This is a genomic window from Pseudoalteromonas sp. KS88, assembly GCF_004766475.1.
In the GTDB taxonomy this organism is placed as follows: domain Bacteria; phylum Pseudomonadota; class Gammaproteobacteria; order Enterobacterales; family Alteromonadaceae; genus Pseudoalteromonas.
In genome coordinates this window covers 116,849-143,224 of record NZ_PYHV01000009.1, presented here as the reverse complement: position 1 = coordinate 143,224, position 26,376 = coordinate 116,849, and the positions used below count along the sequence as shown (strand labels likewise).

The window sequence follows — 26,376 nt, the reverse complement described above, 5'->3', positions numbered from 1 at the left end:
ATCCGCAATAGGTAAACTTTCGACAGATGAGCCTATAAATATTCTTGGCTTTCTCATATGTTCACCAAAACCTCTTCTGTAGCTATCAATATATTTTATATCATTGACATGGCTTATAATAATTAAATGACTTATATTAAGTCTATTTATAATTTCAACAATAATTACTTTTGTAAACAAGTAATTAAAATAGCACGAATTCAAAATTAGGCTCTTACACAAAGCAGTAGGAATAAATTTAACTTTTTCAATGTCCGGTTATCGCTCAAAGCTGTCTATTAACTCATACCTTAAATCGTTGGGTTTCGTTGCTCTCAACCCAACCTACGTGATTATTTTAACGACGACCTATGCTGTTTTCCTAGCACCTAGCACCTAAAATCTAGAACCTTTTATCTTGCATTTACTGCTTTAGATTCAGCCTGTGCGAGTTGTATATATTTACGCTCTACAAGTTGTGAAAGCGGCACGAGCTCAAATCCTTGTTGTTCCAACTCAGGAAGTTTGCGCGATAAAAACTCAATGGTTTCAGGGTAGGGGTGGGCGATGGCTATGGCAAAGTTATAACGCTGGGCTTTATGTTTTAGTTCATCTAGTCTAAATTGCAGTTGCTGCTCATTGGGGATGTTGTCTAAAAATACATGACGACCTACATTTTCTACTCCGTATAAGTTTGCCACGTTTTGAGCTTGGCTTAACCCCGTAGTGCGGCTATCTAAAAAATACAGGCCTCGCTGTTTTAGTACTTCCATTGTCCATTTCATCGGGGTGCTTTTTTGAGTTAGGTCTGACCCCATATGATTATTAACACCTTTCACTTGTGGAAGGCTTGCAAGTGCATTGTAAAGCGTACTTTGTAACTGCTCTTTATTCATGTCGTTGGTTAATGCGCCAGGGCCGAGCGCTTTACTTTGATCCAGCGCTTGCATTGGGACATGCAGTAATAGCTCTTTATCAGTCTGGCTGGCTAGTTGTGCAAATATTTGAGAAAACGGGGTGTGGGGCAAAATCGAATACGAAATTTTACCAGGAAGGTTGAGAGTTTCTAAGTCGCGTTGATGATTGCCAATATCATCAATCACAATGGCTATTTGTTTACTGTGTACATAACTAGGTAAAAGACAAATAGCCATAATTAGCAAAAGTATTTTTTTCAAATTTATAATTTTTATTATCTTTTTATTTAAGCTACATCACTTCATAGTAAGCAACTGCTTTGCTTTTAATAACTGTTGATCGGTTGGGTTATCACTAAACCACGAGCCGTTGCTGTTTCCTTGTTCATTTTTTATTATAGCGACTTTATTTATTTGTGAAAGTGTTGATTTATTAATCGCTACGTCAGGGGCAACACCTATTCCGTCGATTGACTTTCCTGAAGGGGAAAAGTATTTAGCCGTTGTTAGCTTTAAAGCCGTATTACCGTTACCCAAGGGGATTAAAGATTGCACTGAGCCTTTACCAAAGGATTTGTTGCCGACTAAAGTAGCTCGTTGGTTGTCTTTTAATGCTGCGGCAAGTATTTCGGCGGCTGATGCCGAGTTTTCGTTGATCAATACAACGATAGGGGCGTCATTTAAAATATCACCTGCACTGGCTTTATAATGTTGGTTGGCATCATAAAAACGCCCTTTTGTGGTGACGATTGTGCCATGTTGTAAAAATAAATCAGCAACTGCCACAGCACTTTGTAATGTGCCACCTGGGTTATCGCGCAAATCTAGCACAAGTCCTGCTAATGCTCCGCCATAGTTACTTTCAAGCTCTGCAAGCTGGCGTGAAACATCGTGTAATGTGTGGTTGCTAAAGCTATTAATGGCCATATAACCCACACCAAAGTCATACAATGCGCTTTTAACGCTTTCAATATTTATTTCTTTACGGGTGAGCGCAAAGCTAAGAGGTTGCTGAATATTGTTGCGCTTAATGCTTAACTGCACTGTCGCTGATCCACTCTTTAAAATCATATTTGCGACTTGGCTTATATCTTTATTCGCAACTGATTGATTATTTATAGCAAGAAGAACGTCGTTTTGTTTTATACCTGCGCTATGGGCAGGGGAGTTGTTGAGTGCATTAATAATGACAATTTGGTCGTCTTTGGCTTGTACTTCAATACCTAAACCTGTGTATCGCCCATTGGTGCTATTAAATAGGGCGTCTAGCTCATTTTCATCAAGGTATTTTGAATAAGGGTCAAGCTGATTTAATAGTGCTTCGAATTGGCGTTTATCACTAAAGCTACTTTGCAACGAAAGGTCTTCTACATAGTAAGCATGTATATTAAATAGAATTTCGTGTTGCTGCTGTTGTTTTAGCTCATTGATAGAGGTGACGGCAAAACAATTTAGGCTAAAACATACGAAAAATAGCATCAGCAAAGAATTGATGATGTTATTACTGGCTAAGTTTGTGGCTTGGCGCTTAATAGTAGGTTGTGTTGTTGGCATCAGCTGCTCCTCATTGGGTGCAGCACTGTTTAGTCAATTAAATGCGTCTGCACCATTTTACAGGATTTACTGCGCGTCCTTTGTGGCGTAATTCAAAGTATAGACCAGAATTTGCCTGTCCGCCGCTTTGCCCAACTAATGCTATAATTTCGCCTTTACGCACCGTGTCGCCAACATCTTTTAATAGAGTTTGCGTATGACCATACAGGCTCATAAAACCTTCACCGTGGTCTACTACAATCACCCAGCCATAACCTTTAAGCCAATCGGCATATACAACTTGCCCGTTATGAATACTGCTTACTTGGTTGCCTTCATTAGCGCTTATTAGTACACCTTTCCAATTAATGCCGCTATGCTTTCGCTGACCAAAGCGGTGTGCGAGTTTCCCTTTCGTTGGCCAATTTAAACGACCTTTACTTGATTGTAAGCCAATCAGTTCGATAGTCTGATTTTTCTCTTTTTCGAGCTCTTGTAATGTAGTAACAAGGGTTTTTTCATTTTCTTTTAAATAGTTTATGGTGCCTTTAGTTGAATCAAGCTTCGCTTTTAATTCGCTAATATTGCTCTTTCGTTGTTTTTGCGCATCAACTAATGCTTGGTACCGAGACTTTTGCTCTTGGTGTAATGCGATAAGGTGTTTTTTAGATTGTTCAAGTTCAGCTTGAACCGCTTCTATTTCAACCATTAACGCTTTTAATTCTTCTATTTGCTTTATGCGGGCTTTGTTAAGGTAGTTGTAGTAACTAAGGGTGCGTTCTACTTGTGCCGTATTTTGTTGATTTAGGAGCATCTTTGCGTAGTCATTGCCGCCTGACATATACGCACTTTTTAGTTGGGCAGCGAGCACACGTTGTAATTTTTGTTGTTGTTGCTTTAATTTATTAGCTTGGCGTTGCTGTGCAGCTTGTTGTGCTTCGGTCTCTTTAATCGATTGTTTTGCAATCGAGAGAGCCTTTGCGTTCTTCGCTATATTTAGTTCAAATGCTTTTAAGGTTTGTTGCAGTTTTGCAATGTCTTTGCGCTGTGCTGCTAAGTCGGCTTCACTTTGTTTTAACGCATTTTGAATTTCAGATAGGTCTTTTTTAGTACGATCTTCATTCGCTGTTGCCGGAGCAATAGCGAATGAAGTAAGTATTAACAGACTAATAATGAACAGGTTAACACTTTTTGTCATAGCTTATTTCAATGTCATGATAGGTGTGCCAGTCATTTCGTTAGGCTGTTCCATGCCCATTAGGTGTAGCATTGTAGGTGCTACGTCACTCAGTGCTTTGCCTTCACTTGGTGTGGCGTCGCGGCCAACATAAATGAAGGGAACTGGTTCACTGGTGTGTGCTGTATGTGCTTGGCCCGTTTTTGGGTTTGCCATTTGCTCGGCGTTACCATGATCTGCTGTAATAAGTGCCTCGCCACCAAATTCATTAAGCGCAGCTACTACACGGCCAATACAACTATCAACTGCTTCACAGGCTTTTACTGCGGCTTCAAATACGCCTGAGTGGCCAACCATATCGCCATTAGGGTAGTTACAGATTATAGCGTCGTATTGTCCGCTCTTAATGGCTTCGACGAGTTTGTCGGTGAGCATTTCTGAGTTCATCTCAGGTTGTAAATCATAGGTAGCTACTTGAGGTGATGGGATCAGCTCGCGGGTTTCGCCATCAAATTCATCTTCACGGCCGCCACTGAAAAAGAAGGTCACGTGTGCGTATTTCTCTGTTTCGGAGATACGCAGTTGGGTTTTTCCATTTTTCTCGAACCATTCTCCTAATACATTAACAAGCGGTTCAGGGGCAAATGCCGCAGGCGCATCAATGTCAGCGGCGTATTCTGTTAGCATAACAAAGCCACTTAGTTCAGGCGCTTTTTTCTTGGCAAAGCCATCAAAGTCTTTATCAACGAATGCGCGGGTCATCTCGCGAGCACGGTCGGCTCTAAAGTTTAAGAAAATAACCGTATCGCCATCATTGATTTGAGCAGCTTGTTGGCCTTCTGCTGCAATTGTTGTTGCGGCAACGAATTCATCATTTTCGTCGCGCTCATAAGCGGCAGTTAGCGCCTCAATACCGTTAGCGTAATTATGCTGGGCAATGCCACTAACCATTAAGTCATACGCTTGCTCAACACGGTTCCAGCGGTTGTCGCGGTCCATTGCATAGTAACGGCCTACAATTGAAGCCAAGCGGCCACAGTTAAGCTCGCTAAATAAGGCTTCAACACGCTCTATTGATGCTTGGGCACTGCGTGGCGGTGTATCACGGCCATCTAAAAATGCGTGGAAGTAGACTTCTTTTGCACCTCGGTTTGCTGCCATTTTGATTGCAGCAACAATGTGGTCTTCATGGCTATGAACGCCGCCTGGGCTTAAAAGACCCATAAGATGCACTGCTTTATCTGCGTTAATTGCTTTGTCGATATTTTCAACAAGCGTTGGGTTGTGCTCAAACTCACCGTCGTTAATTGATTTGGTTATGCGTGTGAAGTCTTGATAGACGATGCGTCCTGCACCTAAGTTAACGTGGCCCACTTCAGAATTACCCATCTGGCCATCAGGCAGACCAACATCTAAACCAGACCCTGAAATTAATGTATGTGGGCGGGTTGCCCAAAGCTCATCCAATACAGGCGTGTTTGCTGCTAGGATTGCGTTGCTTTGAGTGTCTTCGCGGTATCCCCAACCATCTAAAATCATTAATACGAGAGGTTTTTTATGCTGTGTCATTGTAGCTCCTGAAATTTGCAACCTGTTGGATGCTTAGCATACCGTGTTTTTGCTTGTGGATCAGCATTCAAATCAGGATATTAAAATATTTCACTCTCTGGTAATTTTTCATCAAGCACGTATACTTGCGAGGCTAGATTATAGCCCTGTTATTAATAACCCCAGCGCCTTTGGTGCGGGACAATTTTCATAGTGGAAGTCGCATGGAACAATATATTGAATTTATCGGAAATCATCCGATTTTAAGTTTAGCGTGGGTCGCTTTAGTTGCGCTAATTGTGGGTGGGTGGTTTAAAAGTAAATTTTCAGCAATCCGTCAAATAAACCCGCAACAGTTAACGTTACTAATTAACCGTGAAGACGGCTTAGTTGTTGATATACGTGCACAAAAAGAATTTAATAATGGGCGTATTGCAGGCGCTGAGCATTTAAATCCTGAAAAAGCTAAACAATCTGACTTTTCAAGCCTTGAAAAGCATAAGAGCAAACCCATTATATTAGTATGTACAACTGGCATGACCGCTTCTGGTGTTGCTACAGCTATGCATAAAGCTGGGTTTGAGTCGGTTTATGTTTTATCCGGTGGTATGGGCGCATGGCAAAGTGCAGGCCTACCAACCACAACAGGTCGTTAATAAATTTAACTGACCGATAGAGGAATTAGTATGAGTAATGTTGTTCTATACACCAAAGCGTATTGCCCTTTTTGTCAACGTGCTTTTGCATTGCTTGAAAGCAAAGGCGTAACGTTTAAAAATATTGATATTGGTGTACAGCCTGAGCTTCGCGCTGAAATGATAAAAAAAGCAGGTGGCGCAAGCACAGTACCGCAAATCTTTATTAATGATGAACATATCGGCGGTTGTGACGACATGATGGCTATTGAAGCTCAAGGTAAACTTGATGCTAAATTAAACGCTTAAGTTAATTAACGTATCTATTATAAAAACGATTAAAGTTAGGAATTACAATGAACGAAGAAAATCAAAACGTAGCCGCTCAAGAAGCTGGCGCACAATTTAGCATTCAACGTATTTACACAAAAGATGTGTCTTTTGAAACACCAAACTCTCCTGCTATTTTCCAAAAAGAGTGGACACCAGAAGTTAAGTTAGACCTTGATACGCGTTCGAATAAATTAGATGAAGGTTTGTACGAAGTAGTGCTTGCATTAACTGTAACAGCTTCTATCGGTGAAGAAACTGCGTTTTTATGTGAAATCCAACAAGCGGGTATCTTCACTGTAGGCGAAGTTGAAGAAATGCAATTAGCACACATGCTAGGTGCTTTCTGCCCTAACGTGTTATTCCCGTATGCACGTGAAGCTGTTTCTAACTTAGTTAATCGCGGTACATTCCCACAGCTTAACCTTGCACCAGTTAATTTTGATGCATTGTTTGCTCAGTACATGCAGCAGCGCGCAGCGCAAGCTGATCAGGCAACTGCAGACGCATAATTTATGAGTACAGCAAATTCAGCTGTTACTGTATTAGGGGCGGGGTCTTATGGCACCGCCCTTGCTATTTGTTTAGCCCGAAATGGTCATAAAGTGACACTTTGGGGACGCAATAGCGACGACGTTGCCACGCTTGCAGCTGAGCGGAAGAATCAACGTTACCTACCCGATGTTACTTTCCCTGACACTCTTCACCTTGAATGTGATTTGCATCGCGCAGTTTGTGATAGTCAAATTATTTTGGTTGTAGTGCCTAGCCATGCATTTGGTGACACATTGCAACAAATCAAACCGTCGTTACTCGAAGGTGCTGAGGTTGCGTGGGCTACCAAGGGGTTAGAACCCAATACTGGTCGCTTATTACAAGAAGTTGCACAGCAAGAGCTGGGTGATGACGTGCCTTTAGCTGTGGTTTCTGGCCCTACTTTTGCTAAAGAAATGGCAATGGGCTTACCTACAGCAATTTCTGTGTCATCAACTTCACCTGCTTTTGCAAAGCAATTAGCAGATTTACTGCATTGTGGGCGTTCATTTAGGGTGTATAACAATAACGACTTTATTGGTATACAGCTTGGTGGTGCGGTTAAAAACGTTATCGCTATAGGTGCGGGAATGTCTGATGGCTTTGGTTTTGGCGCGAATGCGCGAACCGCGCTTATCACACGTGGCTTGGCTGAGCTTTGCCGTTTAGGGTGTGCGCTTGGAGCAAAGTCAGAAACGTTTATGGGCATGGCTGGTCTTGGAGATTTAATTTTAACCTGCACAGACAATCAATCTCGTAATCGTCGCTTTGGTTTAGCGTTAGGCGGAGGTAAAGGGGTGGATGCTGCTATCGAGTCGATAGGACAGGTAGTTGAAGGTTATCGCAACACTAAAGAAGTGTATTTACTTGCGCAGCGTACCGGCATTGAAATGCCTATTACAGAACAAATCTATAAAGTCCTTTACGAGAATAAAGACGTTAAAGAAGCCGCAATGGCATTGCTAGGTAGAGAGCAAACGTCTGAATAGTGTCTAGTTTTTTAAAAGCCAAAAGCGCGATTTTATATCGCGCTTTTTTAATCTTTAGAGAAAAGCGGCTATAAGCAACACCTTATTCTGCGTTAGGAAATCCAAGCTGACGCCACGATTCATACACAAATACCGCAACAGCATTTGATAAATTCATACTGCGGCTATTTGCCTGCATTGGAATACGTACCCGCTGCTCTTCAGGTAATGATTGTATTAGTTCATCAGGAAGGCCGCGTGTTTCAGGGCCAAAAACAAGGCTGTCGCCTGCTTCGTATTGTGCTTGGTGATGAAATTGACTGCCTTTCGTAGTACAAGCGTACACTTTTTTTGGTTTACACTTTTCTAAGTAGGCTTCAAATGATGCGTGACGCTGCACATTGCTAAACTCATGATAGTCTAAGCCAGCTCTTTTAACGCGTTTATCATCCCACTCAAAACCCAGTGGCTCAATTAAGTGAAGTGAAAACCCTGTGTTAGCACATAGGCGTATAATATTACCGGTATTAGGCGGAATTTCAGGTTGGTATAAAACGATATCGAGCATGGATGTGCCTTATTAGAAACTAATTTTTACTCATGTGAGTATACACTAAACGTTTTAAAAAAATGATATACTCTTAGCTATAAGAGCGGCTTACATATAGGTAAAAAAGTGCATCATCGCAGTTATGAATTTTGGGTTAAAACGGCCAGCGTAGTGACGATGGTTATGGTCAGCCTAATGATTGCCACCAAATGCTGGGCATGGTTAGCGTCAGGCTCAGCGTCTATGCTTGGCTCTCTTACTGACTCATTAATGGATATAACTGCTTCTGCGATGAGCTTTTTAGTGCTTGGGTATGCCCTGCGCCCTGCTGATGACGATCATCGTTTTGGTCACGGTAAAGCTGAGGCTTTAGCGGGGTTAGGGCAAGCGGCCTTTATTGCAGGTTCAGGGTGTTTACTTGCGTTTCACGGTATTGAGCGTTTATTTAACCCCGTTGAATTAAGTCATTCTATGCTTGGGGTTTGGGTCAGTGCGTTTGCAATTTTGTGTACACTCGTGGTGGTGTTTGTGCAAACTAAAGTGATTAACCATACAGAGTCCATTGCTATAAAAGCAGACTCTGTGCATTACAAAGGCGATTTGATTTTAAATGCCGCGGTATTAATTGCGATTTTACTAGCAGGAAATGGCGTACAGTATGCAGACCCTCTATTTGCAATAGGTGTTGCAGGGTATTTACTTTATAACAGTTGGGATATTGCAAAACAAAGCGCAGATCATTTAATGGATAAAGAGCTGCCCGATGATGAAAAACTTGAAATAGTTGCAATTGCCAACAGCCATAAAGATGTTTTTGGTGTACACGATGTAAGGACGCGCCAAGGTGGTAAAGTTAAATTTATACAAATGCATTTAGAGCTTGAGGATACGCTGCCACTCATTAGGGCACACTATGTGGCCGATGAGGTCGTTGATATGATTCAGCAACAATTTGATTGTGAAATGGATATTCTTATCCATCAAGACCCATTATCATTGAGTCAGGTTGACGTTACTGAATCACAAAACTCGTAAAAGCGCGTTAATACAGCTTTACGGATGCTGTCTTGTTCAAAAAGGAGCTCATGTTTAGCATCGCTAAACGTTTCTAAGATTGCATTCTTTTGTAAGTGTGTAATGTTCTGTTGAGCTTTATTGTCAACCACGGTATCTAATTGCGCGCTCGCAATAAAGAGGGGAATAGGGAGTGTTGAATTTGGTGCGTCTTTAATAAATTTAAAGGCCGCATTTAACCACCCATATGTAACCCCCCCTAACTGTACACTGGGCTCTTGCTGGTAAATCTGCCTAAATAATTGGTAGCGAACTTCGCTGCTTGTTAAGGTGTTTTGTGCAAATGTTTCTGGTTTATAGTTGCCTTGACCCAATGCGTATGATTTATTTAAACCTATAAAACAGGCTATTTTTGCGACTAGTTTAGCAATTGGTTTTGGTGTGCCTTTAGTGTAAATATCAAACATAGGTGCTGATAAAAATACGCCACTGTAGTTATTGTCAAATTGGGTTAAAAAATTAAATGCGATTGCTCCGCCCATTGAGTGACCAAGCATTACTTTTTTACCTTGCCAGTGCTGCGCTATAATTGTTGAATCAAATATGGCTAAATCATTAGCGTAATCAGAGAACACATTAACAAAGCCCTTATGTGGGTTTTTTAATGCGCGGTATGAGCGCCCCTGGCCTTGATGATCCGCAATGAAGACGGCGTAGTTATTGTTATATAACTCCCATATTAACTCTCTGTATTTATCTAATCCTTCAATACGCCCAGAGCTTATTACGATTGCCGTATGCGCTTGTGTGGGAATCGCATAGCCATAGTATAAGTTGCCACTGGGAGTTGCTAGGTGTTGCTTAGTTACCTGTTGAGTAAAAAAGTCGTCAATGTGCTTTTGCTGCTCAAAAAGAGTGTGTTCAGTGCTATAAAACATCGCTATGGCTGCTCGTTAATAGGTAAAACAATGTGCACACTCAAACCACCTTGAGTCTGATTGTGTAGTGTTAAATGCCCAGAGTGGGCTGCAATCGCATTTTTTGCAATTGCCAATCCTAAACCTGTGCCACCACTGGTTCTATCTCTGGCGTCAGATTGTCTAAAGAATGGTTCGCACAATCGGGCTAAGTTTTGCGGTTCAACACCTGGGCCATCATCACTGATCTCAATGTTGATAGCATCTGTTAGTGTAAGCTTGATAGAAATGGATTGCGCTGCGTATTTTATCGCATTACGCAGAATATTCTCAAGTGCGCTGGCGAGCAAGCTTTCGTCACAGTTTATGTCAACATTGAGTTGCCCATCAATATGTAATGTTTTGTTGCTCTGTTTTGCTTCAAACTGTGCGTCATTTAATACGTGAGTGATGATCACGTGCATTGACTGTTTATGTAATGACAGTGGTTGGCTTTTTGCCTCTAAGCGTGAAACTTGCAGTACATCTGTTATCATTTTATCAAGCTGGTTAGCTTCTTTTTCAATGCGCAATAAATAGGTTTGATTTTCATCTTCAGCTTGCATTTGGGCAAGGCCTGTCGCCATTTTTAAACGAGTAAGCGGGGAGCGAAGCTCGTGAGAAATATCAGCTAGTAAGCGTTTTTGCGCAGCAATGAGTTGCTCAATTTGCGTTGCCATGCTGTTAAATTCTCGGCCCAAAATACCAAGCTCATCTTGTCTATTTTCATTAATATTTGCACGGGCTGTTAAATCGCCTTGCGAGAGTTTATTAGCTGCTTGTTTTAAATGATTGATCGGGGCAATTAAGTTGCGACTAAACACAAAACTAAGCGCTAATGAAGCAACTAAAGCAACAGCAATTTTTAACCATGTTGGCATTAACTTTAAACGTATTAGAAATGGAGGCTGATTGTTTTCATCTATTTCATATAAATAAAACGTGCCTTCAGGGAGGGTTGTCTTGATTGGTCCAAATGCTATAAAGTTTTCAGTAAAAATAACTTGCGGCGACATGTTTTTAGTAAAGTTTACAAGGCTTAAGTCAATATCACTTGCTGGCGGGCGGCTAGTGATTGAATTGTCAGGTTGATCCGAATTTAAATAAAGTAGTTTTCGCTTTGCTAATCGTGGGTGTTGCAAGATATCCGCAGCACTTTTTTTGTGCTTTAAAGCGATTCGCTCAAAACTTTTGGCTGCATATTCTAAGTTCTTTAACATTGGGCCCTGAAGCTGCTCATTACTGACTTGGTTTATTGCTAGGTTGCTAAGAAATACCAAAGACGTAATAGTGCCTATCACTGTCAGCCAAAACCAAACAAATATTTTAAAAAACAAAAAGCTTTTTGGATGTTTTAGCCAAGCAAAGTGTGTTGTTTTATTCTCCTTGGATAAAGACATAACCGGTTCCTCGCATTGTTTTAATTCGCTCCGCACTGTTATGCTCGGCTATTTTTTTGCGAATATTACTGACATGCATATCGATTGAGCGATCGAAGGCTGCTAAGCGCCGGCCCAGCACTTCTTCACTTATTTGCTCCTTACTAACAACATCGCCAGCATTTTTAACAAGTAAGGCAAGCACTTCATATTCGGTTCCGGTTAGGTTAAGTAGGCTTTCATCTATGAAGGCTTCACGAGCGGCAAGATTGATTGTTATGCTGTTTACATTAAGCTTATTGGCTTGCGTGTTACTTAAGCTAGTAATATGTTCTATTCGACGAGTAATTGCTTTTACTCTAGCTAGCAATTCTCGGTGGTTAAAGGGTTTTGGAATGTAGTCATCAGCACCAAGCTCTAAACCAAAAATACGATCAAAATCTTCACCTTTGGCAGTCAGCATGATAACCGGCGTTAACTTTGTTTGCCTAAGTTGCTTTAGGACATCAAAGCCATCGAGTTTAGGGAGCATGACATCAAGTAAAATTAGCGCATATTCGTATTTAAGAGCGGCTTGTAAGCCTAACTCACCATCATGAACACACTCAATTTCATAACCTTGTGCACACAGGTATTCGCTAAGTAATTCACATAGCCCTATATCGTCGTCAATCATTAATAGTTTCATTTAGCTAACCTTGTCATGCTGCAATACCGCTATTTTACGCTCTAATATGCGTAAAAGTGAACCTTTACAAAACCTTTACATTGCTTTGCGTTGCTTTGCATTGCCATTGATATAGTTAACTTACTCGTTAAGGCGACACTATTCACAACCAAAAGGTAATGATTATGATCACACGTAAACTCACTAAACTAGTATTAATTTGTGGTTTAGCTACAACAGCACTGGGTACAGGCGCTGTAATGGCTAAAGGCGGTATGCCTCATGGCAAAGGCATGCCAGAAGCGCGCTTTTTACTCTCTGAACGTGGTGCTGCAAAACTAGATTTAACCCAACAACAGCAAAAAGAGTTAAAAGCCGCATTTGAAGCGCAAAAAGCACAAATGAAGGCAATGCGCGGTAACAAAGAAGCGCAGCGTGATACTTTTAAAGCTCAAATGGAAACGCTGTTAGCAAAAGCAACGTTTGACGAAAGCGCCGCACAAGAAATTATAGATTTACGCAAAGCTAAAGTTGAAGTTTTTGCTATGCAAAAACTTAAAATGGAACACACCGTATGGCAGATTTTAAATGTTGAACAGCGTGAAAAGTACACTAAAATGAAAAAGCGTTTCGCTAAAAAAATGAAAGATAAAGGTCACCGTAAGGGCTGGCATGGCGGTAAAAATGCGGATGAAAAAGCTGAGGGTTAAATTGTTCTAAGCTCAATGATGATTAGGCGAAAGGTAACTTTCGCCTTTTTGGACGTTTACGGGGAGTCCATATAAAACCTTAGTCGCTATTTAAAAAAACTGTCGTCGTTTTTGGCGAGCATTTCTTCAATATCTTCAATTATATCTTGGCTTAAGTCATTGGCTGACGTAATGGGGGCTGAAATTTTGTTATTCTCAAACGACCACTCACCTAAATCAATTAGCTGACAGCGCTTTGAACAGAACGGGCGATGCGGGCTTTGCTCAGACCATTCAACATCAGCTTTACAGGTTGGGCAGTTAACTACAGTTGGCATAACATATTCTCATGAATAAAGCGTTGGAGCTTATTTTACAAAGATAAGTGGATGAGTGTAAATGATAAGGAATAAATAAAAGTAAATGTTTTGAATTGCGGGCTACGGGTGCGGGGCGATGAGCGCTGATTTACACTTAGCACCATATTAGGCCGTCATTGATGGCGATAATCGATTATATAAAATTGACGCGCTAAAGCACGTCCTACCTTTCGGTCATTCGCGGTTAAAGCCAATCACAAACACTTAGAGATAGGCGCTAGGCTTTTTAAACATCACCCTAGCACCTTTAACCTAGTAGCTTAACTTAAAAACTTGTTACTCGGTTTATTTCAGCAAGTGATGTAACACCTGCTGCTGCTTTTCGCAGACCTGATAAGCGTAAGTTATTAAATCCAGACTTTAATGAAACTTCTGCAATCTCCAAAGAGTTACCGCCACGCATAATGATTTGTGCTATTTCAGGAGTAATTTGCATGACTTCGTAAACACCTACACGGCCTTTGTAACCTTCGGTACAGCTATCACACCCTTTTGGTGCAAAAAGCGTAAGCTCACTGATTTGCTGCGGTGTGAAGCCTTGGCGTTGTAACTCTTCGGCAGGAAGGGGTTCTGGTGTTTTACACTTCGAACATAGGCGACGAGCTAATCGCTGGGCAATAATCAAGCTAATTGAGCTTGCGACGTTATAGGCAGGCACACCCATATTTAATAAACGTGTAAGCGTTTCGGGAGCTGAATTAGTATGCAGTGTCGACATAACTAAGTGACCCGTTTGCGCCGCTTTTATTGATATTTCAGCGGTTTCAAGGTCACGGATCTCACCAACCATTACTACATCGGGATCTTGGCGTAGAAACGCTTTTAACGCATTGGCAAAGGTCATATCAGCTTTTGGGTTGATCTGTACTTGGTTAATGCCTTCGAGATTAATTTCAACAGGATCCTCTGCTGTGCTGATATTACGCTCAGGTTGGTTAAGAATATTTAGCCCGGTATACAATGATACCGTTTTACCAGAACCTGTCGGACCGGTAACTAAAATCATGCCTTGCGGTTGTTGTAGCGCGTCCATGTAGAGCTGTTTCTGCTCAGGTTCATAGCCAAGTACATCGATTCCCAACATGGCGCTGGATGAATCGAGGATACGCATTACTATTTTTTCACCCCAAAGAGTAGGGAGTGTGCTGACACGAAAGTCGATACTTTTACGTTCAGTAATTTTAAGTTTGATACGACCATCTTGTGGTTTGCGCTTTTCTGCAATATCTAAACGCGACATAACTTTAATACGCGCAGATAAACGAGTGGCTAAGCTATTTGGCGGGCTGGCCATTTCGTGCAAAATACCATCGATACGAAAGCGCACACGGTATTTGTGTTCGTAGGGCTCAAAGTGCAAATCAGACGCGCCTTTTTTAATCGCATCCATCAATATTTTATTGATATAGACAATGATTGGCGCATCATCTTTATCATCTTCAGTGTTTTTTTGTGGCTCATTAGATGAGTCGGTATCTAAATCAGCAAACTCTTTAAATTCATCTTCACTGAGGTGCAAGCTGCCCGTCGCATCGAGTAGTTGTTCTATTTTATTATCGAGCTGGCGGTAATCTACAACAACCACTTCGCATGAAAGGCCGGTGCTAAATTCGAAGTTTTCAAATGCGCCATAATCAGTTGGATCTGATGCGGCTATATATAACTTGCGGCCTTTTTTTATTAATGGAAGTATATGATGTTGCCTGATCAGTTTTTCTTTGATCAAATCTTGGGGAATGAGCGCAACATCAAAATCTTTTAAATCAAAATGCGGAACACGAAAAAAATCAATACATTGCTCGGCTAACTCTTGTCCGCTTATACCACTGCATTTTGCAATAAGCTCCGCAGTTGAGTTAAATTCACGCTGCTTTAGTTTAACGTCTTCTGCGTCAACACGGCCTAACGTGATATATTTTCGAAGTAATGGTGAATTAATGTTCATTGTGCACCCAGTAAAATCCTTTCATATTCGCAATTTATCAGAAAAAAGAAGGGGAAAACATCTGTCTTGTCATTTTAGCGTAATTTAGCGACAAAAAGCGTAAAGTTTATCGAATATTTCGAACTAGTTGTTGGTTGCGTTAAATGCGTTTGCTTTTATTAAGTACCGTGCGTGTAATGTTTCTACGTCACTCGCAACCAGTGTTAAATCACGGTTATTATCAAGCACGTCATCGGCTTTTGCTAATTTATCTTCGCGTTTCATTTGTGCTGAAATGATACTCATTGCTTGTTGCTCACTGACATTATCACGGCGAACTGTTCTGCTTATTTGTATTTGAACAGGTACATCGACCACTAAAGTATGTTGGCAGTATTTATCTAGATTATTCTCAAATAAAAGCGGTGCGACCAGTACAACATATTGACTGGTTGCACTGTTTAAATCACTGAGTATTTTTTCTCTGATGAGTGGATGTAGTAAGTTATTCAACCACGCTTTTTGGCTTTCATCAGCAAAAATAATGTGACGTAATTGTGCGCGGTTTAAAGAGCCATCCTCGTTGAGTACTTGATCACCGAAGTGTGCCTTAATTTCTTTTAACCCTTTCGTTTTTGGCGCAACGACTTCACGCGCGACAATATCTGCATCGACAACAGTTATATTAAACTGTTCAAACATATCACTCACAGCACTTTTACCAGAGCCAATACCGCCCGTTAATCCAAGAACCCATTTACCAACTGCTGAAAGAGTCATATCAATAACCTAAGGTGTTAAAGTAGTAGTGCTGAATGTGTTCGCCCCACAATAATGTTACCCAACCAGCGATTGCTAAATAGGGGCCAAAAGGAATTGGAGTGGCTTTGTCTTTACCTTGAATACTTAGCAAAATGATACCAATAACAGCGCCAACTACACTTGAGAGCAAAATAATGGTGAGTAATGACTGCCAACCAAGTAGGGCACCGAAAACAGCAAGGAGCTTAAAATCGCCGAAGCCCATGCCTTCTTTGCCAGTAACTAGCTTAAATAGCCAAAATACACTCCACAAGCTTAAGTACCCGCATGCAGCACCAATAATGGCTTCTTCAGGTGTCACTGTTGTTATGCCAAATACAGAGGCAATTAATGCCAGCCATACTAAGGGGAGGGTGAGTTGATCGGGCAGTAACATGTGATCAATATCTATAAAAGTAAGGGCAATAAGCACCCAGGTGATCACGATATAAAGTAGGGCTAAATTAGATGCGCCTAAATTTATAGCGACAACTAAACTGAGTAGGGCGGTCAGCATTTCAATTATAGGATAGCGAACTGAAATTGGGTTTTCACAGCTGGCACATTTACCTTTTAGTAAAAGCCAACTAATAACAGGAATATTTTGCCAAGGTTTAATCGCTGTTTTGCATTTAGGACAAGTTGAATTCGGTTTAATTAGATTAAACACTTCTGAAGGCGATTTTTCTGCTGTTTTGAGCTCTTCGGCCAATAAAATACGGCACTCTGCTTGCCACTCGCGTTGCATCATTTTTGGGATGCGATAAATAACCACATTTAAAAAGCTGCCAACACATAAACTAACAAGGCCAATAGTGAGTAAATAAAACCATAAATGACTTTGCATTACAGTGATTATGTCGAGAAAAAATTCGTGCATTACATACCTAAAAAATTGAGTTAAAAACCATTTTCACAAAAAGAAGTGATTGAGCGCAAGTTAACAAAAGCCACGGGCTTTGTGCAACGAGCTATGAATACGCCTAGCGGATAGTCACTTCCCTAGAACCTAGCGTCTTTAACCTAGAACCTCTAAGCGCCGCGTCTCTTAATCTCTTTGTGAATAAATCTCTTAAATTGATGTTGCATTATTTATTATAAAAAAGGAGTATTTTTGCTTACAGCTTACAGCTTATAGCTTACAGCTTACAGCTATTAAATAACCGAACCAAGCTGGAATATGGGTAAGTACATGGCGATGATTAAACCACCCACAAGTACGCCAAGCACCGCCATAATTAATGGTTCAAGCAAACTTGAGAGACCATCAACTGCGTCATCTACTTCTTGTTCATAGATGGTGGCTACCTTTGCCAGCATCCCATCCAATGAGCCTGACTCTTCACCAATCGCGACCATTTGCACTACCATATCAGGGAATATTTTAGAATTTCGCATTGCCCAGTTCATTTGGTTACCAGAGCTCACCTCTGCTTTAATATCTAAAATAGCATAACGGTAAACTGCATTACCTGAGGCACCCGCTGCAGAGTCGAGTGCATCCACTAGAGGCACGCCAGCAGCAAAGGTGGTTGACAGTGTACGGGCATAGCGAGCCACAGCGGCTTTATTTAATATCATACCAATGACTGGCAGTTTTAAAATAGCACGGTCGGTTGCATCCCGTAGCTTTTTACTTTTAAGTAGCGCTTCTTTATATGCCCAACCAAACCCAACAATCGCAATGAGTATTATCCACCAATATTCTTGCATAAATTCAGAAATACCAATCACCATTAAAGTAAACGCAGGGAGTTCTGCGCCAAAGCCAGCGAAAATATCTTGGAACTGGGGAACTACAAATATAAGCAAAATCGATGTGACTATGCCCGCTATAACAAGAACCGAAATAGGGTAAAACATTGCCTTTTTAATTTTTGATTTAAGCGCTTCTGACTTTTCTTTATACAATGCTACACGGTCAAATATTTTATCAAGCGCCCCTGATTGCTCACCTGATGCGACTAAATCACAATATAAATCATCGAAGTAACGAGGATGCTTGCGCAGTGCGTTTGATAAAGTATCACCCGCTTTTACTTCATCACCAATTTTAGCCATGAGTGAACCGACGCTTTTGTTTGTTGCGCCGGATCCTATCATCTCGATAGCTTGAATCAGTGGTACACCCGCCATGAGCATAGTGGCTATTTGGCGTGTCACTAATGCAATGTCTTTCGGTGTTATTTTTTGTACATTCTTAATGCCAAACAGTGGCTTTGCTTTTCGTTTTACTTTTGAAGGGGTAATACCTTGTTTGCGTAATTGTGCTTTAACTAAAGCGATACTGGTACTTGAAAGCTCACCCTCTAGCTTTTTTCCTCTGGCGCTGACACCCACCCACTCAAATGTATCTAATCCTTTATCTTCTTGTTTTTTTGCCATAGAAAAATACCTATCTATTGTGTGATTTCAGGATTGAAACTAAAAAGTAAAAGGTATAAAAAAAACGCTCTGAAAGAGCGTTTTATTTAATATTAATTTATATTAAGGAGTCGCAGCTTGAGGACAGCTTTTTGGTGCTAAGGTTGCGTCGCCAGCTAAAGTTGTTGCACAAGTCCACTCTCCAGAAGCAGCTCTTGACCAAGTTATTACTGCATTAGAAACTTGAGAAGGAGCGTTATCAATAGCGCAGGCGATACTACCAATACCTGTAGCTGCAAGAGTGGCGGTGATATTGCAGTTCTGAGTTGATGCATTTTTTATTGCTTTCAAGTCAGTAACAGCCGTCACTGTTTCGCCGTTATTTGCTAAAATTTCCATCTCGGTCTTAGCACCTGTAATTTCAGCTAAACCAGCAGTTAACTTAGATGATGCTTGGTAGTTAGAATAAGCAGGTAGTGCTACTGCTGCTAAAATACCGATGATTGCTACTACAATCATTAATTCAATTAGGGTAAAACCCTTTTGACTTTGTTGTGTCATTTTTTCCATGTTCCTCTCCTAAAGGATAGTATGTGTGTAAGTTAAATTGGTTACACGTTAAGCGGGTTACGCGTTAAAGAGTATAAGCAACTTTTCTTACTGTTTTTTTAAATAATGCCTTGATACTTAATTTAAGACCTAAACTAATCGAAAGTCGGCTACTAGATTTACTTTAGCACTAAAACACTGTTTTGGAAGTGACTTCCTAAGTATTTAACGGTATTTTACGAACTTTCCTAGTTATTCAAGAATGTTCAGTACGCATTTAATTAAATTAGTGGTACAGCTGAACAGTCTGCGCTAGTTGTTTAGTTTTGGTTTTTTTGTTTTACCATCATACACAAGACTTATGATAACACCCTTTTTTTATAAAAAGGGAACTATAATTAACAGTTTGTTACAAAATAAGCCTTTCGGCGTATTTAATGATTAATTGCCTAAAATGTCAACGTTTTAGGTAAATATTATATTCATTAAACTTGGAATGTTTACTCGAATCGCATGGACAAGTCAATTGATTGTAAATTTTTTGTAAGTGCACCGCTTGAAATAAAGTCTACTCCGGCTTGTGAATATGTTTTGAGCGTTTCTATTGTCATATTGCCCGACACTTCAATTTTTGCTCGTTTATCCGTTAGTATGACTGCCTGTTTAATTTGCTCAGGTGTAAAGTTATCAAGCATTATAATATCAGCACCGGCATTAATAGCTTGATCTAGCTCATCAAGTGATTCAACTTCTACTTCAACAGGCTTATTTGGGTGATTTAATTTTGCTTGTGATACTGCACTTTTAATGCCTCCGCAGGCCGCTATGTGATTTTCTTTGATAAGAAACGCATCAAATAAACCAATGCGATGGTTAGCGCCGCCGCCACATTTTACTGCGTACTTTTGCAAAGCACGCAAGCCAGGGATTGTTTTACGGGTATCGAGCAGCTGTGTTGTTGTTCCTGCTAGTTCTTTAACGTAATGCGCGGTGGTTGTGGCTGTGCCTGATAGGGTTTGTACAAAGTTAAGTGCAGTACGTTCAGCAGTTAAAATAGCGCGTGCAGACCCTTTGGCTGTAAACAAGGTGTCGTTGGCGTTTATTTCGTCGCCATCATTGACTAACACATCGACGTGTACGCTGGGATCTACCTGCTTAAACACTTCTAAGATAATGTCCTTACCGCAGAATACACCGTTTTCACGCGTAATTACTTTGGCGTTTGCTTGCTGTGAATGTGGGATTAAGCCTGCCGTAATATCACCTTGCTCAGCGCTTTGGTAATTTAAATCTTCATCAAGGGCAATTTTTACTAACTGGCTTAAAAGGCTGTGCGGAATAGACATTATAAAAGCTCATTATAATTAAGAAATTGGAAAAATTTTACTATGTTTGCATAGCGAATAGAAGAGGCATAGTCCCTTTGCTATGGGGTGTTCGATATTTATTGGTATTTGCAGGTGCAAACTTACTAGGTTACGACTCGTTGAAATAAACATGTTACAAGGACCTGTTGGCTGCTTTTATTTATATGTTTTATCCTTTAGCATCTTCTATAGAGTGTAATAATGGTTTTGTAACATGCAAATTGATTGTGAAGGAAGACTTGAAGGTGTAATGCAGCGTGAATGCTTGCATTTTGATGCTCGACCCCAGGGTGAAGAAATATCGCTATTAGTGATTCATAATATTTCGTTACCGGCGGGAGAGTTTGGTACACCGTATGTTGACGATTTGTTTATGGGAGCAATTAACTGCAATGCTCATCCAAGTTTTGTTGATTTACAAGGCCTTAGTGTATCTGCGCATTGTTTTATTAAACGTACTGGCGAAATAGTGCAGTATGTCCCTTTTAGTAAGCGGGCATGGCATGCTGGTAAATCTGAGTTTTTAGGGCGCGAGCGATGTAATGATTTTAGCATTGGCATTGAACTTGAGGGAACCGATACTAGCGGCTATACCCAAAGTCAATATAATACATTACAATCAATTACTAAGTTATTGATGAATAAGTATCCTTCAATAAATAAAGCACGTATTGTTGGGCATTGTGATATTGCACCTGGGCGAAAAACCGATCCTGGTGAAAGTTTTGATTGGCAATACTTTTTTGCCGACCTAAATTAACTTGGCTTTAGTAAAGAGAGCATTATGATTTTAATTTCAATAATTACCGCTTTGATTTTAGAGCGCCTTGGTGCGCGCTCTGATTATTGGCAGATAAGCTATTACGCACAAGGTTATTTAGTGCGTTCTAAAAAGCAATTGAGCGAAAATGGTCTGTTTAACTCAGCATATGGTTTTTTGATTTGGCTAGTTTTGCCTGTTATTGCAATTGCATTAGTTTATACGTTTTCTGATTTTGTGGTCTGGCAATTAGTCGTTAACATAGTGGTATTACTTGTTTGCTTTGGCTGTGCTAAACATCGCGCATTATATAAATCATACCTCAATGCTCTAACCCGTGATGATAAAGAGGCTGCAACTTTATATGCTTTGCAAATGGGGCAGAAAAAAACTGAAAACGAGCCCGGCGGTGAAACGTTTGGACAAACATTGGCTTGGATTAATTTTCGTTTTTATTGTGCAGTGATTTTTTGGTTTGTGGTTTTAGGTGCGCCCGGTGCTGTATTTTATGCGTTAGTACGCACTTATGCTGACTTGGTGCGTGAAGATAGAAAAGTGCCTTATGTGGCTCGATTCAAACTGATTCACACACTACTATTTTGGCTTGATTGGTTACCGGCACGTATTACCAGTTTTGGTTACTTAGTGATTGGTAATTTTAATAAGGGAACAAGCTGCTTGCTTAAGTATGCGTTTGACTTTTCTGTGAGCAATCGCAATGTTGTGGCTAATACGGCGTTAGCTGCGGAGCAAATTGAACAAGCGCATTTTGGTTGCACAGCAGAGGCAACATGTATGATGAAGCTAGTTAAGCGTAATGTTTTATTTTATTTAGTACTCATTGCACTGCTTACTTTATTTGGGGGACTGGCGTAAAGAAATAGTAAAGGCGCTAGGTACTAGGGAAGTGAATAGTACTAGGTCTAACCTTTCTTCTTTGTGTAGCGTGAAGCGCCTCGGACCCCACTGCAGCAAAATATGGTTGTGGCTAGGTGAATTACTCGCTGATCGTTGCACAAAGTCCATAGTTTTTCTTACTCACTTCTTTTTGGGCAAAATTGTTTTAAGTAATTTATTCACAAAGAAGTGGATGGTTATAGGTACTGGATTAAAGGTACTAGAAGCTAGGTTTATTTATAGCTCGCAGCCCGTGGTTATTTCTTCTCGGTGTAGCGCCGCGGTGGTAAAAGATGGTCATGGCTAGGTGTATGTATACCCAAACCACCTCAAGATGCGAGTTTCAGTTGGAATTAAAAGCGATATAGGCAAGGCAATGATTGCAAGTAATAGTGGTTCTATTGTTAAAATCAATAACGCAGTATAAATCGCTTTTAAACCAACCCTCTGGGCGCTTCACAGGAACTTACTCTCATCGTTGTTACTTCTTAAAAGGGAGTGCCATTCCTGCAAAGTAACGCCTTGATATTAAGCCCCTGTGAAACGCTGAATTCTGCATCTTGAGGTGGCTTGGGTATATAACCTGCAGCTCGAAGCTCGTTACCCGTCGCTTTTCCTTATTCACTTCTCTTTGTACAAAAATTTGTAAGTTATTTAATGATAGTAAATAGCCCGCTTCTTAATGGGGATATCTGGTCAGACCATTTGAGGCCACGTAAAAAAATCCTCCCAAAGCCACTCGATATAACCTACTGTTTATTCTTTGAGCTAAATGCGTTAGGCTGTTTTGTTGTATGTATTCTTCGTGAAATTGACAGCAAACTTGCTTTTTGATAACGTATGGCTCAAATTTGGTATGACCAATTTACCTTTTGGTTTCAGCTATAGGCTCAATCTGGTTGTTTAGAACCAGAGCCCACTACAATGCGGACGTTGATGAATGTCTTTAAAGATTAAAGCAGCAAAATTGTCGGATGTTATTTTACAACAACTTGAGAATATGATTCTTGAGGGGTCATTAGCACCCGGTGAAAAACTGCCGCCGGAGCGGGAATTAGCAAAACAGTTTGAAGTGTCGCGCCCTTCATTGCGCGAGGCAATTCAAAAGTTAGAGGCCAAAGGCTTAGTTACTCGCCGTCAAGGTGGCGGTACCTTTGTAAAAAACCAGCTAGAGGAAGGACTCACTGATCCGCTCTTTGATTTGATCAGTAAACACCCTGAATCACAGTTTGATTTATTAGAGTTCCGTCACGCCTTAGAAGGTATTGCTGCATATTATGCTGCACTTCGTGGCACGAGTACTGACTTTGATAAAGTAAAACAAAGTTTTGACAGCATTGCATCAGCAAACGACGATTTGCAACAAAAAGCTAAAGCAATCAACGCGTTTCATTTTAGCGTGGCGGAGTCATCACACAATGTGGTGTTGTTGCATTTAGTGCGAGGAATGCAAGCGCTGCTTGAGCAAAATATTTTACAAAACTTAACCGTCTTGTTGGAAAAGCCACATATTAGTAAGCAGTTAGCAGAGCACCGCCGTTTGTTAATGGATGCGGTGATTGAAGGGAATCCGGAACAAGCTCGTTTAGCCAGTAATGCTCACTTAGCCTTTATTGAAGAAGCATTGCTTGAAGCAGGCAAAGAGCATTCGCGAATTGAACGTAGTTTAAGACGCACAAAGCAGAATTAGCAAAGTAACTATTTAAACAAGTACGGTGGTGCAACACACAATTTACCGTATTAATTAAAAACATTCGTATTTTAAACATAAGGAAACCTCCATATGTCTGAAGTCAATAAAATTGACGTAGACGCGCTAGAAACACAAGAGTGGTTACAAGCTCTTGAATCAGTTGTGCGCGAAGAAGGTGTTGAGCGTGCTCAGTTTTTACTTGAGCAAGTATTAGAGCAAGCCCGTTTAGACGGTGTTGATATGCCTACAGGCATCAACACAAACTACGTTAATACGATTCCGGTAGACCAAGAACCAGCATACCCAGGGGATGTTAATCTTGAGCGCCGTATTCGTTCTATTATTCGTTGGAACGCAATCATGATTGTATTGCGCGCATCGAAAAAAGACCTCGACTTAGGCGGCCATATGGCGTCTTATCAGTCTTCTGCTGCTTTTTATGAAGTGTGTTTTAACCATTTCTTTAAAGCACCAAATGACGTAGACGGTGGTGACTTAGTTTATTATCAAGGTCATATTTCTCCAGGTATTTATGCTCGTGCATTTGTTGAAGGTCGTTTATCTGCGGCTCAGCTTGATAACTTCCGCCAAGAAGTAGACGGTAACGGCTTACCTTCATACCCTCACCCTAAATTAATGCCTGAGTTTTGGCAATTCCCTACAGTATCTATGGGTCTGGGTCCTATCGCGTCAATTTACCAAGCGCGTTTCTTAAAGTACTTAGATGGCCGAGGCTTAAAAAATACTAAAAACCAACGTGTTTATGCGTTTTTAGGTGATGGTGAAATGGATGAGCCAGAATCACGTGGTGCTATCTCTTTTGCTGCTCGTGAAAAACTGGATAACCTATGCTACCTGATCAACTGTAATCTACAGCGTCTAGATGGCCCAGTAATGGGTAATGGCAAGATCATTCAAGAACTTGAAGGTCTGTTCAAAGGTGCAGGCTGGAACGTTATTAAAGTAGTTTGGGGCAGTGGTTGGGATATCTTACTTGCTAAAGACACAACAGGTAAGTTATTACAATTGATGAACGAAACCATCGATGGTGATTACCAAACATATAAAGCAAAAGACGGTGCTTACGTACGAGAACACTTCTTTGGTCGTTACCCTGAAACAGCAGCGCTTGTGGCTGATATGACAGATGACGAAATTTTTGCGCTTAAGCGTGGTGGTCATGAGCCATCTAAACTATACGCTGCATTCAAAAAAGCTGAGCAAACCAATGACCGTCCTACGGTTATCCTAGCTAAAACTGTAAAAGGTTACGGCATGGGTGAAGCAGCTGAAGGTAAAAATATTGCTCACCAAGTTAAGAAAATGGATATGACACACGTTGAACACTTACGTTCGCGTTTAGGTCTACAAGATCTTGTGTCTGATGAGGCAATTAAAGACTTACCTTACCTAGAGCTTGAAGAAGGCTCAGAAGAGTACAAGTACTTACATGCTCGTCGTAAAGACTTGGAAGGTTACACGCCTACGCGTATCCCTAATTTCTCTGAAAAATTACAATTGCCAGAAGTAGACGCATTTAAGCCGCTACTAGATGAGCAAAAACGTGATATTTCTACAACAATGGGCTTTGTACGTGCGCTTAATATCTTATTAAAAGATAAAGGCATTGGTAAAAACATCGTGCCAATTATTGCAGATGAAGCACGTACCTTTGGTATGGAAGGTTTATTCCGTCAAATCGGTATTTATAACCCGCATGGCCAAAACTACACACCACAAGACCGTGACATTGTTTCTTACTACAAAGAAGCAACATCAGGTCAAGTATTGCAAGAAGGTATCAATGAGTTAGGTGCAATGTCATCGTGGGTTGCTGCGGCAACGTCATACAGCACTAACGATTTACCAATGATCCCATTCTACATCTACTATTCAATGTTCGGTTTCCAACGTGTTGGCGACATGGCGTGGATGGCAGGGGACCAACAAGCACGTGGTTTCTTATTAGGTGCTACAGCAGGTCGTACAACGCTTAATGGTGAAGGTCTACAGCACGAAGATGGTCATAGCCACATTCTTGCAAACACAGTGCCTAACTGTATCTCTTATGATCCAACGTATGCGTACGAAGTAGCAGTAATCATTCAAGATGGTATTCGTCGTATGTACGGTGAAGACCAAGAAAACATTTACTACTACCTAACGCTGATGAACGAAAACTACGCGCAACCAGCAATGCCTGAAGGTGCTGAAGAAGGTATTCGTAAAGGTATCTATAAACTTGAGAGCTACGAAGGTAAAAAAGCCAACGTACAGCTATTAAGCTCAGGTACTATCATGACAGAAGTACGTAAAGCGGCAGCCATCTTAAGTGATGACTATGGCATTGCATCAGATGTTTTCTCTGTAACGTCATTCAACGAACTTACTCGTGATGGTCAAGACGTTGAGCGTTCAAACATGCTTAACCCAGAGGGTGAGCAAAAAACTGCTTACATCACTAGCGCACTAAATGATTCAGTGACTGTTGCAGCAACGGATTACATGAAAAACTACGCTGAGCAAGCGCGTTCATTCATTCCTAGCAGCAACTACAAAGTATTGGGCACAGATGGTTACGGTCGTTCAGACAGCCGTGAAAACTTACGTCGTCACTTTGAAGTTAACGCAGGTTATGTTGTTGTTGCTACGTTATCTGAACTGGCTAAACGTGGTGAAGTTGAAAAGTCAGTGGTGGTTGACGCGCTTAAGAAGTTCGACATCGACACTAACAAACTTAACCCACTGTACGCTTAAGAGGTTTT

The 26,376-nt window shown here is 40.8% G+C and carries 25 protein-coding genes; 10 read left to right on the top strand and 15 right to left on the bottom strand.

The window, feature by feature from the left end; all coding sequences use genetic code 11:
- Positions 1 to 392: 392 nt before the first annotated feature.
- The 4 genes from C7Y70_RS06360 to gpmM all read right to left on the bottom strand — a co-directional run bounded on the left by C7Y70_RS06360 (position 393) and on the right by gpmM (position 5,175).
- Positions 393 to 1,133, bottom strand: a complete 741-nt coding sequence (locus C7Y70_RS06360) for a divergent polysaccharide deacetylase family protein (RefSeq protein WP_135473812.1) — start codon at positions 1,131 to 1,133, stop codon at positions 393 to 395.
- A 60-nt stretch (positions 1,134 to 1,193) separates the two neighbouring features.
- Positions 1,194 to 2,375: a S41 family peptidase gene (locus tag C7Y70_RS06355; protein ID WP_237113968.1), complete on the bottom strand. Its 1,182-nt coding sequence runs from the start codon at positions 2,373 to 2,375 to the stop codon at positions 1,194 to 1,196.
- A gap of 112 nt (positions 2,376 to 2,487) precedes the next feature.
- A complete protein-coding gene (locus C7Y70_RS06350) occupies positions 2,488 to 3,627 on the bottom strand; it encodes a peptidoglycan DD-metalloendopeptidase family protein (RefSeq protein WP_135473810.1) in 1,140 nt (379 codons plus the stop codon).
- Between the two features lie 3 nt (positions 3,628 to 3,630).
- The gene (gene gpmM, locus C7Y70_RS06345) at positions 3,631 to 5,175 is read right to left on the bottom strand and encodes a 2,3-bisphosphoglycerate-independent phosphoglycerate mutase (protein ID WP_135473808.1); all 1,545 of its coding nucleotides are present in this window, start codon (positions 5,173 to 5,175) and stop codon (positions 3,631 to 3,633) included.
- 203 nt (positions 5,176 to 5,378) lie between these two features.
- Here gpmM and C7Y70_RS06340 point away from each other — a divergent pair, with 203 nt between their 5' ends.
- Genes C7Y70_RS06340 through gpsA form a run of 4 tightly spaced genes read left to right on the top strand, consistent with a single transcriptional unit; the run spans position 5,379 to position 7,642 of the window.
- Positions 5,379 to 5,810: a rhodanese-like domain-containing protein gene (locus C7Y70_RS06340; RefSeq protein WP_135473806.1), complete on the top strand. Its 432-nt coding sequence runs from the start codon at positions 5,379 to 5,381 to the stop codon at positions 5,808 to 5,810.
- 30 nt (positions 5,811 to 5,840) lie between these two features.
- Positions 5,841 to 6,098 (top strand): glutaredoxin 3, encoded by a 258-nt coding sequence (gene grxC, locus C7Y70_RS06335; RefSeq protein ID WP_099294740.1) that lies wholly within the window; start codon positions 5,841 to 5,843, stop codon positions 6,096 to 6,098.
- A 47-nt stretch (positions 6,099 to 6,145) separates the two neighbouring features.
- Positions 6,146 to 6,631: a protein-export chaperone SecB gene (gene secB / locus C7Y70_RS06330; RefSeq protein WP_099294738.1), complete on the top strand. Its 486-nt coding sequence runs from the start codon at positions 6,146 to 6,148 to the stop codon at positions 6,629 to 6,631.
- 3 nt (positions 6,632 to 6,634) lie between these two features.
- Entirely contained in the window at positions 6,635 to 7,642 is a 1,008-nt protein-coding gene (gpsA, locus tag C7Y70_RS06325) for an NAD(P)H-dependent glycerol-3-phosphate dehydrogenase (RefSeq protein WP_135473804.1), read from the top strand.
- An 82-nt stretch (positions 7,643 to 7,724) separates the two neighbouring features.
- Here the strand turns inward: gpsA and trmL are convergent, their stop codons facing one another.
- Entirely contained in the window at positions 7,725 to 8,189 is a 465-nt protein-coding gene (gene trmL, locus C7Y70_RS06320; protein ID WP_135473802.1) for a tRNA (uridine(34)/cytosine(34)/5-carboxymethylaminomethyluridine(34)-2'-O)-methyltransferase TrmL, read from the bottom strand.
- Between the two features lie 108 nt (positions 8,190 to 8,297).
- Between trmL and C7Y70_RS06315 the strand changes: the two genes are divergently transcribed.
- On the top strand, positions 8,298 to 9,206 hold the full coding sequence (locus tag C7Y70_RS06315; protein WP_135473800.1) for a cation diffusion facilitator family transporter: 909 nt from the start codon (positions 8,298 to 8,300) through the stop codon (positions 9,204 to 9,206).
- Here C7Y70_RS06315 and C7Y70_RS06310 read toward each other — a convergent pair.
- The 3 genes from C7Y70_RS06310 to C7Y70_RS06300 are packed head-to-tail and all read right to left on the bottom strand — an operon-like array spanning position 9,173 to position 12,208.
- Positions 9,173 to 10,123 carry an alpha/beta fold hydrolase gene (locus C7Y70_RS06310; protein ID WP_135473798.1) on the bottom strand — a complete coding sequence of 317 codons (951 nt, stop codon included), beginning with the start codon at positions 10,121 to 10,123 and terminating at the stop codon, positions 9,173 to 9,175. The genes C7Y70_RS06315 and C7Y70_RS06310 overlap by 34 nt on opposite strands.
- 2 nt (positions 10,124 to 10,125) lie before the next feature.
- Positions 10,126 to 11,541 (bottom strand): ATP-binding protein, encoded by a 1,416-nt coding sequence (locus tag C7Y70_RS06305; RefSeq protein ID WP_135473796.1) that lies wholly within the window; start codon positions 11,539 to 11,541, stop codon positions 10,126 to 10,128.
- Complete coding sequence (locus C7Y70_RS06300; protein ID WP_135473794.1) at positions 11,519 to 12,208, bottom strand: response regulator; 690 nt, start codon at positions 12,206 to 12,208, stop codon at positions 11,519 to 11,521. The genes C7Y70_RS06305 and C7Y70_RS06300 overlap by 23 nt, the downstream gene beginning before the upstream one ends.
- A 164-nt stretch (positions 12,209 to 12,372) precedes the next feature.
- On the opposite strand from C7Y70_RS06300, the gene C7Y70_RS06295 reads away from it, so the two are divergent.
- Positions 12,373 to 12,897, top strand: coding sequence for a periplasmic heavy metal sensor (locus tag C7Y70_RS06295; protein ID WP_135473793.1), 525 nt, complete (start codon positions 12,373 to 12,375; stop codon positions 12,895 to 12,897).
- An 86-nt stretch (positions 12,898 to 12,983) separates the two neighbouring features.
- Here C7Y70_RS06295 and yacG read toward each other — a convergent pair whose 3' ends face one another.
- The 7 genes from yacG to nadC form a co-directional block, all read right to left on the bottom strand.
- Positions 12,984 to 13,214 (bottom strand): DNA gyrase inhibitor YacG, encoded by a 231-nt coding sequence (gene yacG / locus C7Y70_RS06290; protein ID WP_135473792.1) that lies wholly within the window; start codon positions 13,212 to 13,214, stop codon positions 12,984 to 12,986.
- A gap of 307 nt (positions 13,215 to 13,521) precedes the next feature.
- Positions 13,522 to 15,201, bottom strand: a complete 1,680-nt coding sequence (gene pilB, locus C7Y70_RS06285; RefSeq protein ID WP_135473791.1) for a type IV-A pilus assembly ATPase PilB — start codon at positions 15,199 to 15,201, stop codon at positions 13,522 to 13,524.
- A 123-nt stretch (positions 15,202 to 15,324) separates the two neighbouring features.
- The gene (gene coaE / locus C7Y70_RS06280) at positions 15,325 to 15,960 is read right to left on the bottom strand and encodes a dephospho-CoA kinase (protein ID WP_135473790.1); all 636 of its coding nucleotides are present in this window, start codon (positions 15,958 to 15,960) and stop codon (positions 15,325 to 15,327) included.
- Position 15,961: 1 nt separating this feature from the next.
- A complete protein-coding gene (locus C7Y70_RS06275; protein ID WP_135473789.1) occupies positions 15,962 to 16,861 on the bottom strand; it encodes an A24 family peptidase in 900 nt (299 codons plus the stop codon).
- A 275-nt stretch (positions 16,862 to 17,136) separates the two neighbouring features.
- Entirely contained in the window at positions 17,137 to 18,366 is a 1,230-nt protein-coding gene (locus C7Y70_RS06270) for a type II secretion system F family protein (protein WP_135473788.1), read from the bottom strand.
- A 102-nt stretch (positions 18,367 to 18,468) separates the two neighbouring features.
- Positions 18,469 to 18,915: a pilin gene (locus C7Y70_RS06265; protein ID WP_135473787.1), complete on the bottom strand. Its 447-nt coding sequence runs from the start codon at positions 18,913 to 18,915 to the stop codon at positions 18,469 to 18,471.
- 479 nt (positions 18,916 to 19,394) lie between these two features.
- A complete protein-coding gene (gene nadC, locus C7Y70_RS06260) occupies positions 19,395 to 20,240 on the bottom strand; it encodes a carboxylating nicotinate-nucleotide diphosphorylase (RefSeq protein WP_135473786.1) in 846 nt (281 codons plus the stop codon).
- A gap of 235 nt (positions 20,241 to 20,475) precedes the next feature.
- Here nadC and ampD point away from each other — a divergent pair, with 235 nt between their 5' ends.
- The 4 genes from ampD to aceE all read left to right on the top strand — a co-directional run bounded on the left by ampD (position 20,476) and on the right by aceE (position 26,368).
- The gene (ampD, locus tag C7Y70_RS06255) at positions 20,476 to 21,021 is read left to right on the top strand and encodes a 1,6-anhydro-N-acetylmuramyl-L-alanine amidase AmpD (protein ID WP_135473785.1); all 546 of its coding nucleotides are present in this window, start codon (positions 20,476 to 20,478) and stop codon (positions 21,019 to 21,021) included.
- 24 nt (positions 21,022 to 21,045) lie between these two features.
- On the top strand, positions 21,046 to 21,897 hold the full coding sequence (gene ampE, locus C7Y70_RS06250) for a beta-lactamase regulator AmpE (protein WP_099294706.1): 852 nt from the start codon (positions 21,046 to 21,048) through the stop codon (positions 21,895 to 21,897).
- 961 nt (positions 21,898 to 22,858) lie between these two features.
- On the top strand, positions 22,859 to 23,608 hold the full coding sequence (gene pdhR, locus C7Y70_RS06245; protein ID WP_099294704.1) for a pyruvate dehydrogenase complex transcriptional repressor PdhR: 750 nt from the start codon (positions 22,859 to 22,861) through the stop codon (positions 23,606 to 23,608).
- Positions 23,609 to 23,701: 93 nt separating this feature from the next.
- Entirely contained in the window at positions 23,702 to 26,368 is a 2,667-nt protein-coding gene (gene aceE / locus C7Y70_RS06240; RefSeq protein ID WP_135473784.1) for a pyruvate dehydrogenase (acetyl-transferring), homodimeric type, read from the top strand.
- The last annotated feature ends 8 nt before the right edge of the window (positions 26,369 to 26,376 follow it).